At 40.0% G+C, this 14,694-nt stretch carries 16 protein-coding genes and 2 pseudogenes; 14 read left to right on the top strand and 4 right to left on the bottom strand.

All coding sequences use genetic code 11. The features are described from left to right. Positions 1 to 20 precede the first annotated feature (20 nt). From HT717_RS10115 to HT717_RS08765, 4 genes and pseudogenes are all read left to right on the top strand, one after another. Positions 21 to 168 (top strand): annotated as a pseudogene (locus tag HT717_RS10115) (glycosyltransferase family 2 protein); the annotation flags it as partial. Next, complete coding sequence (locus HT717_RS08775; RefSeq protein ID WP_188110961.1) at positions 148 to 948, top strand: glycosyltransferase; 801 nt, start codon at positions 148 to 150, stop codon at positions 946 to 948. The pseudogene HT717_RS10115 and the gene HT717_RS08775, both read left to right, overlap by 21 nt. An 85-nt stretch (positions 949 to 1,033) precedes the next feature. After that, positions 1,034 to 2,884: a nucleoside-diphosphate sugar epimerase/dehydratase gene (locus HT717_RS08770; RefSeq protein WP_049539863.1), complete on the top strand. Its 1,851-nt coding sequence runs from the start codon at positions 1,034 to 1,036 to the stop codon at positions 2,882 to 2,884. Between the two features lie 151 nt (positions 2,885 to 3,035). Next, positions 3,036 to 3,173, top strand: a pseudogene (locus HT717_RS08765) (IS3 family transposase); the annotation flags it as partial. Positions 3,174 to 3,438: 265 nt separating this feature from the next. Here HT717_RS08765 and HT717_RS08760 read toward each other — a convergent pair. Genes HT717_RS08760 through sdaAB form a run of 3 tightly spaced genes read right to left on the bottom strand, consistent with a single transcriptional unit; the run spans position 3,439 to position 5,645 of the window. Further along, positions 3,439 to 4,071, bottom strand: a complete 633-nt coding sequence (locus HT717_RS08760) for an HAD family hydrolase (protein WP_049540730.1) — start codon at positions 4,069 to 4,071, stop codon at positions 3,439 to 3,441. A 21-nt stretch (positions 4,072 to 4,092) separates the two neighbouring features. Then, positions 4,093 to 4,965 (bottom strand): L-serine ammonia-lyase, iron-sulfur-dependent, subunit alpha, encoded by an 873-nt coding sequence (sdaAA, locus tag HT717_RS08755; protein ID WP_173305056.1) that lies wholly within the window; start codon positions 4,963 to 4,965, stop codon positions 4,093 to 4,095. 8 nt (positions 4,966 to 4,973) lie between these two features. Beyond that, complete coding sequence (gene sdaAB / locus HT717_RS08750) at positions 4,974 to 5,645, bottom strand: L-serine ammonia-lyase, iron-sulfur-dependent subunit beta (RefSeq protein ID WP_000838912.1); 672 nt, start codon at positions 5,643 to 5,645, stop codon at positions 4,974 to 4,976. 240 nt (positions 5,646 to 5,885) lie between these two features. Here sdaAB and HT717_RS08745 point away from each other — a divergent pair, with 240 nt between their 5' ends. After that, entirely contained in the window at positions 5,886 to 6,506 is a 621-nt protein-coding gene (locus tag HT717_RS08745; protein WP_000843468.1) for a LysM domain-containing protein, read from the top strand. Between the two features lie 50 nt (positions 6,507 to 6,556). On the opposite strand, the gene HT717_RS08740 is transcribed toward HT717_RS08745, so the two are convergent. Then, a complete protein-coding gene (locus HT717_RS08740) occupies positions 6,557 to 7,420 on the bottom strand; it encodes a helix-turn-helix transcriptional regulator (RefSeq protein ID WP_049540732.1) in 864 nt (287 codons plus the stop codon). 155 nt (positions 7,421 to 7,575) lie between these two features. Between HT717_RS08740 and HT717_RS08735 the strand changes: the two genes are divergently transcribed. The 9 genes from HT717_RS08735 to mnmG all read left to right on the top strand — a co-directional run bounded on the left by HT717_RS08735 (position 7,576) and on the right by mnmG (position 14,516). After that, positions 7,576 to 8,307 carry a hypothetical protein gene (locus tag HT717_RS08735; RefSeq protein ID WP_049540734.1) on the top strand — a complete coding sequence of 244 codons (732 nt, stop codon included), beginning with the start codon at positions 7,576 to 7,578 and terminating at the stop codon, positions 8,305 to 8,307. 162 nt (positions 8,308 to 8,469) lie between these two features. Continuing rightward, positions 8,470 to 9,372 (top strand): hypothetical protein, encoded by a 903-nt coding sequence (locus tag HT717_RS08730; RefSeq protein ID WP_049540735.1) that lies wholly within the window; start codon positions 8,470 to 8,472, stop codon positions 9,370 to 9,372. A 227-nt stretch (positions 9,373 to 9,599) separates the two neighbouring features. Further along, positions 9,600 to 9,791, top strand: coding sequence for a hypothetical protein (locus HT717_RS10110; RefSeq protein WP_049540737.1), 192 nt, complete (start codon positions 9,600 to 9,602; stop codon positions 9,789 to 9,791). A 30-nt stretch (positions 9,792 to 9,821) separates the two neighbouring features. Then, positions 9,822 to 10,067 (top strand): hypothetical protein, encoded by a 246-nt coding sequence (locus HT717_RS08725; RefSeq protein WP_049540739.1) that lies wholly within the window; start codon positions 9,822 to 9,824, stop codon positions 10,065 to 10,067. A 16-nt stretch (positions 10,068 to 10,083) separates the two neighbouring features. After that, positions 10,084 to 10,299 (top strand): hypothetical protein, encoded by a 216-nt coding sequence (locus HT717_RS09990; RefSeq protein ID WP_152905716.1) that lies wholly within the window; start codon positions 10,084 to 10,086, stop codon positions 10,297 to 10,299. A gap of 156 nt (positions 10,300 to 10,455) precedes the next feature. Next, positions 10,456 to 11,577 (top strand): tRNA 2-thiouridine(34) synthase MnmA, encoded by a 1,122-nt coding sequence (mnmA, locus tag HT717_RS08720; RefSeq protein WP_049540741.1) that lies wholly within the window; start codon positions 10,456 to 10,458, stop codon positions 11,575 to 11,577. 140 nt (positions 11,578 to 11,717) lie between these two features. After that, positions 11,718 to 12,173: an NUDIX hydrolase gene (locus HT717_RS08715; protein WP_049540743.1), complete on the top strand. Its 456-nt coding sequence runs from the start codon at positions 11,718 to 11,720 to the stop codon at positions 12,171 to 12,173. Between the two features lie 11 nt (positions 12,174 to 12,184). Continuing rightward, the gene (locus tag HT717_RS08710; protein WP_049540744.1) at positions 12,185 to 12,613 is read left to right on the top strand and encodes an NUDIX hydrolase; all 429 of its coding nucleotides are present in this window, start codon (positions 12,185 to 12,187) and stop codon (positions 12,611 to 12,613) included. After that, positions 12,603 to 14,516, top strand: coding sequence for a tRNA uridine-5-carboxymethylaminomethyl(34) synthesis enzyme MnmG (gene mnmG, locus HT717_RS08705; RefSeq protein ID WP_049540746.1), 1,914 nt, complete (start codon positions 12,603 to 12,605; stop codon positions 14,514 to 14,516). The genes HT717_RS08710 and mnmG overlap by 11 nt, the downstream gene beginning before the upstream one ends. Positions 14,517 to 14,694 lie beyond the last annotated feature (178 nt).

The following is a 14,694-nucleotide window of genomic DNA, read 5'->3' as shown; positions in this document are numbered from 1 at the left end:
TTTAAGGCTTTTTCACTATAATGTCAAGTAAGGTTTCTGGCTTTCAAGATAAAAATGGGAAAGTCATGAAAATTATGATAAAATAGTGGAAGGAAATCTATACATTGGAGAAAAACTGTGTCTGAAAAGCAAAAAATCAGCGTATTGATGTCGGTCTATATTAAGGAAAATCCGACATTTTTAAAGGATGCTATTGAGAGTGTTCAAAATCAGACCCTGAAACCGAGCGAGTTAGTTCTGGTTGAGGATGGGCCTTTGACACCTGAGCTCTATCAGGTGTTAGACCAAGTGGAAGCCCAGTCTGAAATTCCAGTGAAACGCTGTCCTCTTGAGCAGAATCAAGGTTTGGGTCTGGCTCTTCGATACGGTGTTTTACAGTGTCAGTATGATATCATCGCTCGTATGGATACGGATGATATAGCTGTTCCAGACCGTTTTGAGAAACAGGTTCAGCTAATGGAGAAGGACAACCTCGACCTATTAGGTGGCCATATTGCAGAGTTTATTGACAATCCTGATGAGATTGTTTCTTACCGTCGTGTTCCGACTCAACATGTAGATATTGTGGCTTATCAAAGGATGAGAAGTGCCTTTAACCACATGACTGTTATGTTTAAGAAGGACATGGTTCTCAAGGCGGGCAACTATGAGGATGGGCTTTATATGGAAGATGACCTCCTATGGCTCAATATGATTGCTGCAGGAGCCAAGACTGGCAACCTGGATCAAATCTTGTGTCAGGTTCGTGTCGGAGCAGGGATGTTTGAGCGTCGTGGGGGACTGCGTTACCTCAAACTCTATCGTCAGGCTCGTCAGCGCATGCTGAAGCGAGGACAAATTTCTTATCTGGAATATGCCAAGAGTGTTGCGATTCAGATGGTTGTTGCCCTTTGTCCAGGATTTATCCGACAGTTTATTTTTATGAAACTGTTACGAAAAAGCAAGTAAAAGATTGTAGCAAATCGTAAACTAGAGAAAAAGTGTTATAATAACAATATAAATATTCGGCTCTTTTAAGGAGGAGTAAACTTCTATGAATAAAAAACTCACAGATTATGTGATTGATCTGGTGGAAATTTTAAATAAACAACAAAAACAGGTCTTCTGGGGAATATTTGATATTTTCAGTATGGTGGTTTCCATCATTGTATCTTATATCTTATTCTACGGCTTGATTAATCCAGCACCTGTTGACTACATTATCTATACGAGTTTGGCCTTCCTGTTCTATCAATTGATGATTGCATTTTGGGGGTTGAACGCTAGTATTAGTCGTTACAGCAAGATTACGGATTTCATGAAAATCTTTTTTGGTGTGACTGCTAGCAGTGTCTTGTCATATAGTATCTGCTATGCCTTCTTACCCCTCTTCTCCATCCGTTTTATCGTGCTCTTTATCTTGTTGAGTACCTTCTTGATTTTATTGCCACGGATTACTTGGCAGTTAATCTACTCTAAACGCAAACAAGGCAGTGGTGATGGGGAACACCGTCGAACCTTCTTGATAGGTGCTGGCGATGGTGGAGCTCTCTTTATGAACAGCTACCAACATCCAACCAGTGATTTGGAACTCGTCGGTATTTTGGATAAGGATGCTAAGAAAAAGGGTCAAAAACTTGGTGGTATCCCTGTTTTGGGCTCTTATGACAATCTGCCTGAATTAGCCAAACGCCATCAAATCGAGCGTGTTATCGTTGCGATTCCGTCGCTAGATCCGTCAGAATATGAACGTATCTTGCAGATGTGTAATAAACTGGGTGTCAAATGTTACAAGATGCCTAAGGTTGAAACAGTTGTCCAGGGACTTCACCAAGCAGGTGGAGGATTCCAGAAGATTGATATCACAGACCTTTTGGGTCGTCAGGAAATCCGTCTTGACGAATCGCGTCTGGGCGCAGAACTTACAGGGAAAACAATCTTGGTTACAGGTGCTGGTGGCTCAATCGGTTCTGAAATCTGTCGCCAAGTTAGTCGCTTCAATCCTGAGCGCATTGTCTTGCTCGGTCACGGGGAAAACTCAATCTACCTTGTGTATCATGAATTGATTCGCAAGTTCCAAGGGATTGATTATGTACCAGTTATTGCAGATATTCAAGACTATGACCGTCTGTTGCAGGTCTTCGAGCAGTATAAGCCTGCTATTGTTTACCATGCAGCTGCCCACAAGCACGTTCCTATGATGGAGCGCAATCCAAAAGAAGCCTTCAAAAACAATATCCGTGGAACCTACAATGTTGCTAAGGCTGTTGATGAAGCCAAAGTACCTAAGATGGTTATGATTTCAACGGATAAGGCGGTCAATCCACCCAATGTTATGGGAGCAACCAAGCGCGTGGCTGAGTTGATTGTCACTGGTTTTAACCAACGTAGCCAATCTACCTACTGTGCAGTTCGGTTTGGGAATGTTCTTGGTAGCCGTGGTAGTGTGATTCCAGTCTTTGAACGTCAGATTGCTGAAGGTGGTCCTGTAACGGTGACAGACCTCCGCATGACCCGTTACTTTATGACTATTCCAGAAGCTAGCCGTTTGGTTATCCATGCTGGCGCTTATGCTAAAGATGGAGAAGTCTTTATTCTTGATATGGGTAAACCAGTCAAGATTTATGATTTGGCCAAGAAAATGGTCCTTCTAAGTGGACACACTGAAAGCGAAATTCCAATCGTTGAAGTTGGAATCCGTCCAGGTGAAAAACTTTACGAAGAACTCTTGGTATCAACCGAACTCGTTGACAATCAGGTTATGGATAAAATTTTCGTTGGTAAGGTTAATGTCATGCCTCTAGAAGTCATCGATCAAAAGATTGAAGAGTTCCGAACTCTTAGTGGAGATGAGTTGAAGCAAGCTATTATCGCCTTTGCCAATCAAACAACTCACGTTGAATAAAAAAGAAAACGCATATTATCAGGACTTGAAACTGAACTGCACCCCAAAAGTTAGACAGAAAAAATCTAACTTTTGGGGTGTTTTTATTATGAAATTAACTTATGATAATAAAGTTCAAATCTATAAACTTAGAAAACAAGGATATAGCTTAGAGAAGCTTTCAAATAAATCACTTAATCAATTGGAACAAGCTATTATAGACTATATCGATTACTACAACAACAAACGAATTAAGGTAAAACTAAAAGGACTTAGTCCTGTCCAATACAGAACTAAATCCTTTCAATAATTATTTGTCCAACTTTTTGGGGTCAGTACAAAAAACTTGGTAGTATGCATTTTGTTATGTAGAGACTTATACTCTTCGAAAATCTCTTCAAACTATGTCAACGTCGCTTTGCCGTAGGTATGGTTATTGACTTCGTCAGTTCTATCTACAACCTCAAAGCAGTGCTTTGAGCAACTTGCGGCTAGTTTCCTAGTTTGCTCTTTGATTTTCATTGAGTATTACTTTATTTTCTTCTGAAATGGAGTTTTTGCTAGTCTCCGTTATGTTATTGAAAATACCCTAAAACTTCTAAGGGTTTGTGGGCGATATAATCAGGTTGATAGTTTAGTAGATCTGCTTGCTCTCCAAATCCCCAAGTGACAGCCAATTTCTGAATGCCGGTTTCTTGAGCTCCCAGCATATCAAACTTGGTATCTCCAATGATGATGGCTTGTTGAGGGGCTAGTTGATGTGTCTGCAAGGCTTGGCGAATGACATCTGCTTTATGTGGAGTTTCAGGGCTGGAACCATAAATGCCATCAAAGAAATGATGGATTCCCAAGTTTTTAGTCATGTCTTGAGCGGTTGGAGTATTCTTTGTAGTGGTGATGTAGAGAGGGTAATTCTTGGATAGTTCTTGAAGTAATTCTACAATCTGAGGAAAGAGTTGAGCTTCATGGATGCCTTTTTCCTTATAGTAGGAACGGTATATCTGCACAGCCTCAGCGATTTGTTCTTTGGGCAGGCAGGTCGCAAAACTACTTTCAAGGGGCGGTCCCATAAAACCACGAATCGTTTTGGCATCAGGGCTAGGCACCCCGAGCTCTTTAAAGGTATGGGTAAAGGCATTGTGAATCCCGATAGAACTATCAACGAGGGTTCCATCCAGATCGAAAAAGATAGCTGAGATAGAGGTCATAGTTTCTCCTATTTGATAAGCTTATTCTCCGAAAATTTCTTTTTGGAGGCGACGGCCAGTAGGGGTGGCAGCGAGTCCACCTTCAGCTGTTTCACGAAAGGCAGTTGGCATGCTTGCTCCTACTTGGTACATGGCATCGATCACTTCATCCACAGGGATTTTAGATTCGATACCTGCCAGGGCCATGTCTGCTGCGATAAAGGCAAAGCTGGCTCCCATGGCATTGCGCTTGACACAGGGAACTTCGACCAAACCAGCAACAGGATCACAGATGAGGCCTAGCATATTTTTAATGACAAAGGCAATGGCCTGGCTGGCCTGATAAGGTGTTCCGCCCGCAGCAAGAGTCAAGGCGGCGGCACTCATAGCAGAGGCAGAGCCGACCTCGGCCTGACAGCCACCCTCAGCGCCTGAGATAGAGGCATTGTTTGCGATGACTAGTCCAAAGGCACCTGCAGCAAAGAGGAAATCCAGCTGTTGCTCGTGGCTGAGGTCTAATTTTTCAATAGCAGCTGTTAGAACTGAGGGCAGACAGCCAGCACTTCCAGCTGTTGGAGTAGCACAGACCAAGCCCATTTTGGCATTGTGTTCATTGACTGCGATGGCATTTCGGGCAGCTGAGAGTATCGTGTAATCTGATAGAGTTTTTCCGTTTTTGATGTAGTGATCCAATTTGGCAGCATCTCCACCTATCAGGCCACTACGAGATTTATTTTCATTGAGGCCAAGTTGGACAGAGGCTTTCATGACTTCCAGATTGCGTTCCATGAGAAGGAGGACTTCTTCACGTTCACGACCTGTCAATTCAAACTCTGTTGTAATCATGAGTTCTGCGACATTTCCTTGAAAGTCCAGTTCTGCCTGCTCGACCAATTCTTTGATAGAATAAAACATGCTTCCTCCTATTTAAAGAAATTGACATTGTGGAGATGAGGGATTTTACGAATTTCTTCGATGGCCTCATCACAGTTGCGACTGTCGACTTCGATAATCATAATGGCTTTTTCACCAGCTTTTTCACGAGTGACATTCATCTGGGCGATATTGATACCATAGCGTGAAAGAGCCTCCGTTACGAGGGCAATCATACCTGGAATATCTTGATGAACGATGATTATAGTCGGTGTATTCATATTGAGAGAGACGGCAAAACCATTGAGTTCGGTGACCTGAATATTTCCTCCACCGATAGAAATACCAGTTACGCTGATGGTCTTGTGGGCATTTTTGACGGTAATTTTAGTGGTGTTAGGATGCGGAGCATTGCTGTCTTTTTGAATGGTCCAGACAATCTTGATGCCACGCTTGTGGGCAATCTCCAAACTGTTTGGAATTTCAGGATCATCTGTATCCATGCCCAAAATACCAGCAACAAGGGCTAGGTCTGTCCCGTGACCACGATAGGTCTTGGCAAATGAGTTAAATAGTTGGAATTCGACTTCTGTCGGAGTATCATCAAAAATGGAAGAGACAATCTTCCCAATACGAACAGCGCCAGCGGTATGGCTACTAGATGGGCCAATCATGACTGGTCCGATGATATCAAAGACAGATTGAAAACGAAGTGATTTCATCAGTTTCCCCTTATAAAAATTCTTATCTCTATTATATCAAAGAATGAAGGTATTGGCTTTAATTGTGGATGAAAACCTTTTTACACTACAAATGGCATAAAAATAGTATCTTTTATGACAAAAAATACCTTATTTAGGGAAATAAAAAATAATTTTGTAATATTTCTACATAAAAGTGTCAAGAAACAGTAATATTTAAAGGGTATGATAGAACTATAGAAAGAAGGAGAACTTTTAGATATGAAATCAACAACTAAAAAGATTAAAACAACTCTTGCAGGAGTAGCTGCCTTGTTTGCAGTATTTGCTCCATCATTTGTATCTGCTCAAGAATCATCAACTTACACTGTTAAAGAAGGTGATACACTTTCAGAAATCGCTGAAACTCATAACACAACTGTTGAGAAATTGGCAGAAAACAACCACATTGACAACATCCATATGATTTATGTTGGTCAAGAGTTGGTTATCGATGGTCCTGTAGCGCCTGCAACACCAGCGCCAACTACTTATGCAGCACCAGCTGCTCAAGATGAAACTGTTTCAGCTCCAGCAGCAGAAACTACAGAGGTAGAGGAAGAAACTCCAGTAGCAAGCGCGCCAGTAGCAGAAGAAACAGTTGCTGCAACTGTAAGCGGATCTGAAGCAGAAGCTAAAGAATGGATTGCACAAAAAGAATCAGGCGGTAGCTACACAGCTACAAACGGACGTTATATCGGACGTTACCAATTGACAGATTCATACTTGAACGGAGACTACTCAGCTGAAAACCAAGAACGTGTAGCAGATGCCTACGTTGCAGGACGTTACGGTTCATGGTCAGCCGCTAAAAACTTCTGGCTTAACAACGGCTGGTATTAAGAAATAACGAACAGAATAATTTGAAAAGTCGAGGAAATTCCTCGACTTTTTTATATTTCCTTCGCTTGATAATAGGTCTCCACTTCTTTTTTGAGATGAGACAGCATAGAAGTTTCCTCGGTCAGCTCTAGAAGGGAGAACCCTTTTTGGATAAGTTTCGCATCATCCCTACAAATTCCGATACGAACATAGGCGACAGCCAAGCTATCATATTTTTTCTTTTTCTTGGCATCTTCTAGTAAAGTGTAGCAGATTTGCTTACACATGTTTTTGTCTTGATTGTATAAGTAAATAGTGGAAAGGTTTAATAGAATTGTCATTCGCAAGTCATATAAATGTTGATAGTTTTTATAAACTTCTAGGCGTTGCAATATTTTTCCAGTGATGAGATGGAGGTGTTCAATGGGCAAGCTGAAAAGGATGGTATTGAGGATTTTTAGGTCACTTTCATACCATGTATCTTGTTTTTCAATTTTTCTCCAAAGTTTTTTGACAACCTGTTCTGCGTGATCCGATAGTTCCCCTATCCCGTGTTGACGGATATAAATGACAACTTCAAGCATGTCTCTGATTTCTTCTATAGGGAGATCTTGGTGGGTCTTGAGGTAGTCTTGGCATTTTTGAAATAAATTGACAAGATCGCTGCTCCCGATAATGGAACGCATATTGAGATAGGTTTGCATAATCTCTGTGCGTTGACTTGGTTGATAAAGTTGACAGATATATTCAAACTCTTCAAAACTCATATTGATTTGACGGAGAAGAAATTCCATATTTTCATATTTTGGGGTTGTCTTGCCACTTTCGATTTTTGATAAGCTGGTTCTTGAGAGGACATTTCCACAGACATCTTCTTGAGTCAAACCTTTTGATTCACGTATTTCTTTATAGACCTTTCCGAAATCATAACGCATGATTTTCTCCCTTTCGTGAAAAAAGTTAACAAATAATAAAATCTTGTTAAAAATATTGTATCATAGCAGTGTAAAAAGTAAAAAAGAAAGTCGAAATAAAGTTGTGAAAAAGGTTGACATAGTTTAAAAATGGAACCAAAGATAAGAGGAAAAGGATGAGTAGTGTAGAGTCAATTCGTAAAGCGCATATCATCGTGTGGGGTGCCTATCTATTTTTATCATTAAGGGCGCCGTTAATTAGCAGTACTGAGTATTTCTTGCTTATTTTTTTAGCATTCCTCTATTCAATAGTATCACTACCTATATACTCTGTGAATAATAAAATAGTATCCATTTGTTTGGCTATAAACTCGATTCTGTTAATGAGTTTTCCAATTTTAATTAATAAATTTTTCCCAGGAAAGGTTTCTACTTATATCGTATTAATAAGTATTTTTATCTTGGAGTTCTTAATCTTTAATATAATTGGTAAAGATTTTGATACTAGATTAGCTAGTGAATATAGGAAAATCAGTCAGTTTAAAAGTAAGATGTCTCAATCTCCTTGGATAAAATATTTAGAGATTTTTAGTTTTATAGTAACTATATTTCCATTTATTCTTCATGGTACAGTTGATGATCATGTACTGACTCTTATCTTTTTGATAAAAATTTGTGTAGATACTACGATAAAGGTGCTATTAAATAGAATCTTTAAGACAAGTAAGGCAATGAAAAGGAGGATATTTTCTCTTTTCGCAGTAGATTGGATTGTCTATTTATTTTTAGGCTATGTTTTAGCAATGCAAAAAGATGGATACCTATTTTCAATTCTACTAATTTTTTCTAATTTCTCACTTCCCTTTATCAGAGAAAAAGAGTATGAATTATTTAAAAATAAGAAGTAACATAAATTGAAAATATACAAGGGATTCTTCTTTTTAAAACATAATATTGAAGCAATTGTTTGTCTAAAAAGTTGATTATTTGAATGAATGTCGTTTTTTTGATGTTAATCATAGCAATGATGATTTATGCAAAATAAAAAAAGATAAGGACACTGTAAAATTATGATGCGTAAATTAATTGTTTTCTTACTAATGCTCCCTTTTTTAGGCTTGTGGTTAGAGTTGCATGTTCTAGTGAATAACTTGCTATTGAATCTAGAAACTCCCCTTGATTTTATGATCAGTATAGGGCTTACCTTTTGTAGTTTGATTTTCTCAAAAATAGTTTTAGACCTACTATATGCATTGAAAGATGTATACAAGAAAGAAGGTCTTATTACAATTTTTCCTTTTATTTTTATAGTAAAGCATAAAGTAAATGTAAGATTCTCACCCTATTTTTCATTCCATCGTAAAAGTTTGTCAACTGATGATTTGAAATCTAGAATTATATGGAGTTTTATTCTTGAAATAGCTATTATTCTAGTATTTATTTTAAAAATTTCTTTTGCTATCATCATACTTACTACAATATTTTTCTGGACTATAATGGATATCAACTATCTCGTTTTTAATAAGACGGAATTTCTTTTTAATCAAAACAAATGGGAAAAAGAAGATTCGTTTGACAGGGATTTGACCAATGCGTTAAAGGATAAAATACAAAAATCAGATTTAAGTTATTCTGATTTAATGTGTATTCTGCTGTATGATGCGATTAACCAATCCACCTTTTTAACGGATAGCGAGATATTTGAGGATATTTTGAAAAAAATTGAAGATTCTCAGAATACCCTTCTGTGTACAGGTCTTGCCGAGTTACTGATGTATGAAATTACTATTAGTAAAAATCATAACTGGCCAGAAAAGGTTAATCAAATTAGAGTGAAGCTTATTAAAATCAATCAGTTAGAGTTTTACTATTATACAAGTTGGTTAAGAAATAATTTTAATTTCTGTATGAATAGAGAGTATGATAAGATAAAATCACGAAGGATATTTATTAGCAATAAGAAGATAATCTAGGTTCGTCTTGTAAGTTTAATAAGTGAAGTTATTTGAAGATAATTCAAGTAATTAGGTTCACAAATTTGTTCGTCTATAAAATATGATTAGGCAAAAAAGAGCCTTTTAGTTAGGTAATGAAGAGATGGTGTAACTTAATGGAGTATTATATCTATACAAGAGCTTGCTTTCTTTTGGAGAACTGTTGCAGTAAACGTAGTCACTGATTATTTTATGGGGAATCAAATATGTTTAAACTAAGTGATAAAGTCAGAGTGATCTCTGCTCTTTTAGGAGCAAGTTCCATATTGATTAGTATGTATCTTATACCTTTTATTAAAACTGAGAATAAATTTTGGGAGATATTTTTATTTATTTTAGGTGTATTGTTAATTGGAATTGCGTTACTAAGTCATAAAAAAATTAAATTTTGGAAGTAGCGTTAGTGAGAAGGACAGGATGATAGTATTATGATGGTTGTTTTAATTTCAGTGCTTGTGGCATTTTTGTATTATGTAAGTACAGAATATTTTAAGAATAGTTCTTTTGACTGTATACTATTTCTAACATTGCTGATTTCTCATTTGATATGGGATTACTATTTTTTGCCCATTGAAATTTTAGTGGCATTAAGTGGAGTAAATTTGCTGTCAAGATTTTTCAAAAAAAAAGAGAAGTCAATAGATTTGCTAGAGGATTATAAAGACGAAAGGTAAAATTGGGATATTTAAAATGAAACATTTTTTTGCAGGAATTGGTGAGATTCATTTTTTTTCATTTTTATTATATCTAAGCATGTCTGCTAGTCCAATTATTGGACTAGTGATTGGATATACTAAAATAAATCTAATAAATTCTATCATTATAGCTCTTGGTATGATATTGGCATTAATTTTGGTATTATCAAGAGTGTATAGAAAATATTTTTATAGAGACGATGATGACTAAAGTTTTTATCAATAAAATCAGAGCTTGGTAGATTATCAGCCTCTTTCTTGTCTTCTCCAACCAAGCATGTTATAATGAATACTGCTCAAGCGACCTTCAATCGTGAAGCACACACGACCTTCAATCGTGAATAAACGAATAGATGGGAGACTTACCATGAGTGATAACTCTAAAATACGTGTTGTCGTGGGGATGAGTGGTGGTGTTGATTCGTCGGTGACGGCTCTTTTGCTCAAGGAGCAGGGCTACGATGTGATCGGTATCTTCATGAAGAACTGGGATGACACAGATGAAAACGGCGTCTGTACGGCGACCGAAGATTACAAGGATGTGGCTGCGGTGGCAGACCAGATTGGCATTCCTTACTACTCTGTCAATTTTGAAAAAGAGTATTGGGACCGCGTTTTTGAGTATTTCCTAGCGGAATACCGTGCAGGGCGCACGCCAAATCCAGACGTTATGTGCAACAAGGAAATCAAGTTCAAGGCCTTTTTGGACTATGCCATGACCTTGGGGGCAGACTATGTAGCGACGGGGCACTATGCTCGAGTAGCGCGTGATAAGGATGGCACTGTTCACATGCTTCGCGGCGTGGACAATGGCAAGGATCAGACCTATTTCTTAAGCCAACTTTCGCAAGAACAACTTCAAAAAACCATGTTCCCATTGGGACATTTGGAAAAGCCTGAAGTTCGCAGACTCGCAGAAGAAGCAGGCCTTGCGACTGCTAAGAAGAAAGATTCGACAGGGATTTGCTTTATCGGGGAAAAGAACTTTAAAAACTTCCTCAGCAACTACCTGCCAGCTCAGCCTGGTCGCATGATGACTGTGGATGGTCGCGATATGGGCGAGCATGCAGGTCTTATGTACTATACGATTGGTCAGCGCGGCGGACTCGGTATCGGTGGACAACACGGCGGTGACAATGCCCCTTGGTTCGTTGTCGGAAAATACCTAAGCAAGAATATCCTCTATGTCGGACAAGGTTTCTACCATGATTCGCTCATGTCAACCAGCCTAGAAGCCAGTCAAGTCCACTTTACTCGTGAAATGCCAGAAGAGTTTACGTTGGAATGTACGGCTAAATTCCGCTACCGTCAGCCTGATTCTAAGGTGACCGTCCATGTCAAAGGAGACAAGGCAGAGGTCATCTTTGCAGAGCCACAGCGTGCGATCACACCAGGTCAGGCAGTTGTCTTTTACGACGGCGAAGAGTGTCTCGGTGGCGGTTTGATTGATAATGCCTACCGTGACGGACAAGTTTGTCAGTACATTTAGATTGACAAATTTTCTCAATTTGCTACAATAATAAAAGCAATAGAAATGATGGTCAAAGCTCATGGATGTTGCAGGCTTTTTTGTCCTGCACTTCTTTGGAGTTTTGACTGTTTTTGTGTCGTTTAGAGGAAAGGACAAAAATGACTCAACAAGACTTTCGGACAAAAGTAGACAATACGGTTTTTGGCGTTCGGGCGACAGCCTTGATTGTCCAAAATCGCAAGCTTCTAGTTACCAAAGATAAGGGCAAGTATTATACTATTGGCGGTGCAATTCAAGTCAATGAAAGCACGGAAGACGCGGTAGTCCGTGAAGTGAGGGAAGAACTGGGTGTCAAAGCTCAAGCTGGGCAACTAGCTTTTGTGGTTGAAAATCGTTTTGAACAGGACGGTGTTTCCTATCACAACATTGAGTTTCATTATCTGGTGGATTTGCTTGAGGACGCCCCATTGACCATGCAGGAAGATGAAAAAAGGCAGCCCTGTGAATGGATTGACTTGGATCAGCTCCAGAATATCCAGCTAGTTCCAGCCTTTCTAAAAACAGCCCTACCAGAATGGGACGGCAAACTAAGACACATTCATTTTGAGGAATAGGAGAGAAAAGGATGGTTAAGCTTATTGCCCATGTACTTGTTCATAGTGGTGATGATTATTTGCTCATTCAGCGTTCGGAAATTAAAAGAGGACAACCCAACGTTTATCCAACTTACTGGGATATTCCTGGTGGCGGGGTTGAAAAGGGTGAACTTCCGCGAGACGGAGCTCTTAGAGAATGTGTTGAAGAAGCGGGAGTTAGGCTAGACAGCAGTTCGCTCAAGATTCTTCACGAAGATAGTCAACTTGATACCTCTAAGGATACTGTCTTTACTCGCTTAGTTTATAAAGCAGAGTGGGTTGGGGAGAAGCCAATTATCAGATTAGATCCTGAAGAGCATACGCACTTTAAATGGGTTACTATGACTCAAGCTCTAGAGGAGGAGAAGTTAGTTCCTTATTTGCGAGAAATTTTTGAAAGGTTAAGAAATGACATATAATTTTACTGAAGAATACGATATTATTGTAATCGGTGCGGGACACGCTGGGGTCGAGGCTTCCCTAGCTGCTAGTCGTATGGGTTGCAAGGTCTTGCTTGCGACCATCAACATTGAAATGCTGGCTTTCATGCCTTGTAATCCCTCTATCGGTGGTTCTGCCAAAGGGATTGTCGTGCGTGAAGTCGATGCCCTTGGTGGCGAGATGGCCAAAACCATTGACAAGACTTACATCCAGATGAAGATGCTCAACACAGGGAAGGGGCCAGCTGTCCGTGCCCTTCGTGCGCAAGCTGACAAAGAGCTTTACTCTAAGGAAATGCGCAAGACAGTTGAAAATCAAGAGAATTTGACCCTTCGTCAAACCATGATTGATGAGATTTTGGTGGAAGATGGCAAGGTTGTCGGTGTTCGTACAGCTACCCATCAAGAGTATGCTGCTAAGGCTGTTATCGTGACGACAGGAACTGCCCTCCGTGGAGAAATCATCATCGGAGACCTCAAGTATTCGTCAGGTCCTAACCATAGCCTAGCTTCGATTAACCTTGCTGATAATCTTAAGGAATTGGGACTCGAAATTGGTCGTTTCAAGACGGGGACACCTCCACGTGTCAAGGCTTCTTCTATCAATTACGACGTGACAGAGATTCAGCCAGGGGACGAAGCGCCAAATCACTTCTCATATACTTCACGTGATGAGGACTATGTCAAGGATCAAGTGCCATGCTGGTTGACCTACACCAACGGTACCAGTCATGAGATTATCCAAAACAACCTCCACCGTGCGCCTATGTTTACAGGTGTGGTCAAGGGAGTGGGACCTCGTTACTGTCCGTCGATTGAGGACAAGATTGTGCGCTTTGCGGACAAGGAACGCCACCAACTCTTCCTTGAGCCAGAAGGGCGCAATACAGAGGAAGTCTATGTTCAAGGCCTATCAACTAGTCTGCCAGAGGATGTACAGCGTGAGCTGGTTCATTCTATCAAAGGTTTGGAAAATGCAGAGATGATGCGAACAGGTTATGCCATTGAATACGACATGGTCTTGCCTCACCAATTGCGTGCGACTTTGGAAACCAAGAAAATCTCAGGGCTCTTCACTGCTGGTCAGACAAATGGAACGTCAGGTTACGAAGAAGCTGCTGGTCAAGGGATTATCGCTGGTATCAATGCGGCTCTGAAAATCCAAGGCAAGCCTGAGTTGATTTTGAAGCGCAGTGACGGTTATATCGGGGTGATGATTGACGACTTGGTGACCAAGGGAACCATTGAACCCTACCGTCTCTTGACCAGTCGTGCTGAGTACCGTCTCATTCTTCGCCATGACAATGCCGATATGCGTTTGACAGAGATGGGACGCGAGATTGGCCTTGTGGATGATGAACGCTGGGTTCGCTTTGAAATCAAGAAAAATCAATTTGACAATGAGATGAAGCGTCTCGACAGTATCAAACTCAAGCCAGTCAAGGAAACCAATGCTAAGGTTGAGGAGATGGGCTTCAAGCCGTTGACAGATGCAGTAACAGCCAAGGAATTCCTTCGTCGTCCAGAAGTTTCTTACCAAGATGTGGTGGCCTTCATCGGACCAGCTGCTGAGGACTTGGATGATAAGATTATCGAATTGATTGAAACAGAAATCAAGTACGAAGGCTACATCTCCAAAGCCATGGATCAGGTAGCCAAGATGAAACGCATGGAAGAAAAACGTATTCCAGCCAATATTGACTGGGATGACATTGACTCTATCGCAACTGAAGCTCGTCAGAAGTTCAAACTTATCAATCCAGAAACCATCGGCCAAGCCAGCCGTATTTCGGGAGTAAACCCAGCAGATATTTCTATTTTGATGGTGTATCTGGAAGGTAAAAATCGTAGTATTTCAAAAACTCTTCAAAAATCAAAATAATACGTCGTCGGCTTCGGCTCACCTAACTCAAGTTATGCTTTCACCTAGCCTTCTAGTCTGATTTCGATTTTTATTGAGTTTCAATCTCAAAAGAAAGCATGGAGAAAAACAGCTCCGAAGACGGGGCTGTTTTGTTGACTTGTACTCAATGAAAATCAAAGAGCAAACTAGGAAGCTA

Source organism: Streptococcus sp. 959 (assembly GCF_013277075.1).
GTDB lineage: Bacteria > Bacillota > Bacilli > Lactobacillales > Streptococcaceae > Streptococcus > Streptococcus pseudopneumoniae_C.
This window is presented reverse-complemented; position numbering and strand designations above follow the sequence as displayed.

What these genes read in the sequence shown, in the direction of transcription:
- mnmG (WP_049540746.1), top strand. Translation starts at nt 12,603, where the DNA reads ATGACATATAATTTTACTGAAGAATACGATATTATTGTAATCGGTGCG.
- HT717_RS08730 (WP_049540735.1), top strand. Translation starts at nt 8,470, where the DNA reads ATGATGCGTAAATTAATTGTTTTCTTACTAATGCTCCCTTTTTTAGGC.
- HT717_RS08710 (WP_049540744.1), top strand. Translation starts at nt 12,185, where the DNA reads ATGGTTAAGCTTATTGCCCATGTACTTGTTCATAGTGGTGATGATTAT.
- sdaAA (WP_173305056.1), bottom strand. Translation starts at nt 4,965, where the DNA reads ATGTTTTATTCTATCAAAGAATTGGTCGAGCAGGCAGAACTGGACTTT.
- HT717_RS10110 (WP_049540737.1), top strand. Translation starts at nt 9,600, where the DNA reads ATGTTTAAACTAAGTGATAAAGTCAGAGTGATCTCTGCTCTTTTAGGA.
- HT717_RS09990 (WP_152905716.1), top strand. Translation starts at nt 10,084, where the DNA reads ATGAAACATTTTTTTGCAGGAATTGGTGAGATTCATTTTTTTTCATTT.
- HT717_RS08735 (WP_049540734.1), top strand. Translation starts at nt 7,576, where the DNA reads ATGAGTAGTGTAGAGTCAATTCGTAAAGCGCATATCATCGTGTGGGGT.
- sdaAB (WP_000838912.1), bottom strand. Translation starts at nt 5,645, where the DNA reads ATGAAATCACTTCGTTTTCAATCTGTCTTTGATATCATCGGACCAGTC.
- HT717_RS08725 (WP_049540739.1), top strand. Translation starts at nt 9,822, where the DNA reads ATGATGGTTGTTTTAATTTCAGTGCTTGTGGCATTTTTGTATTATGTA.
- HT717_RS08740 (WP_049540732.1), bottom strand. Translation starts at nt 7,420, where the DNA reads ATGCGTTATGATTTCGGAAAGGTCTATAAAGAAATACGTGAATCAAAA.
- HT717_RS08775 (WP_188110961.1), top strand. Translation starts at nt 148, where the DNA reads ATGTCGGTCTATATTAAGGAAAATCCGACATTTTTAAAGGATGCTATT.
- HT717_RS08745 (WP_000843468.1), top strand. Translation starts at nt 5,886, where the DNA reads ATGAAATCAACAACTAAAAAGATTAAAACAACTCTTGCAGGAGTAGCT.
- HT717_RS08715 (WP_049540743.1), top strand. Translation starts at nt 11,718, where the DNA reads ATGACTCAACAAGACTTTCGGACAAAAGTAGACAATACGGTTTTTGGC.
- mnmA (WP_049540741.1), top strand. Translation starts at nt 10,456, where the DNA reads ATGAGTGATAACTCTAAAATACGTGTTGTCGTGGGGATGAGTGGTGGT.
- HT717_RS08770 (WP_049539863.1), top strand. Translation starts at nt 1,034, where the DNA reads ATGAATAAAAAACTCACAGATTATGTGATTGATCTGGTGGAAATTTTA.
- HT717_RS08760 (WP_049540730.1), bottom strand. Translation starts at nt 4,071, where the DNA reads ATGACCTCTATCTCAGCTATCTTTTTCGATCTGGATGGAACCCTCGTT.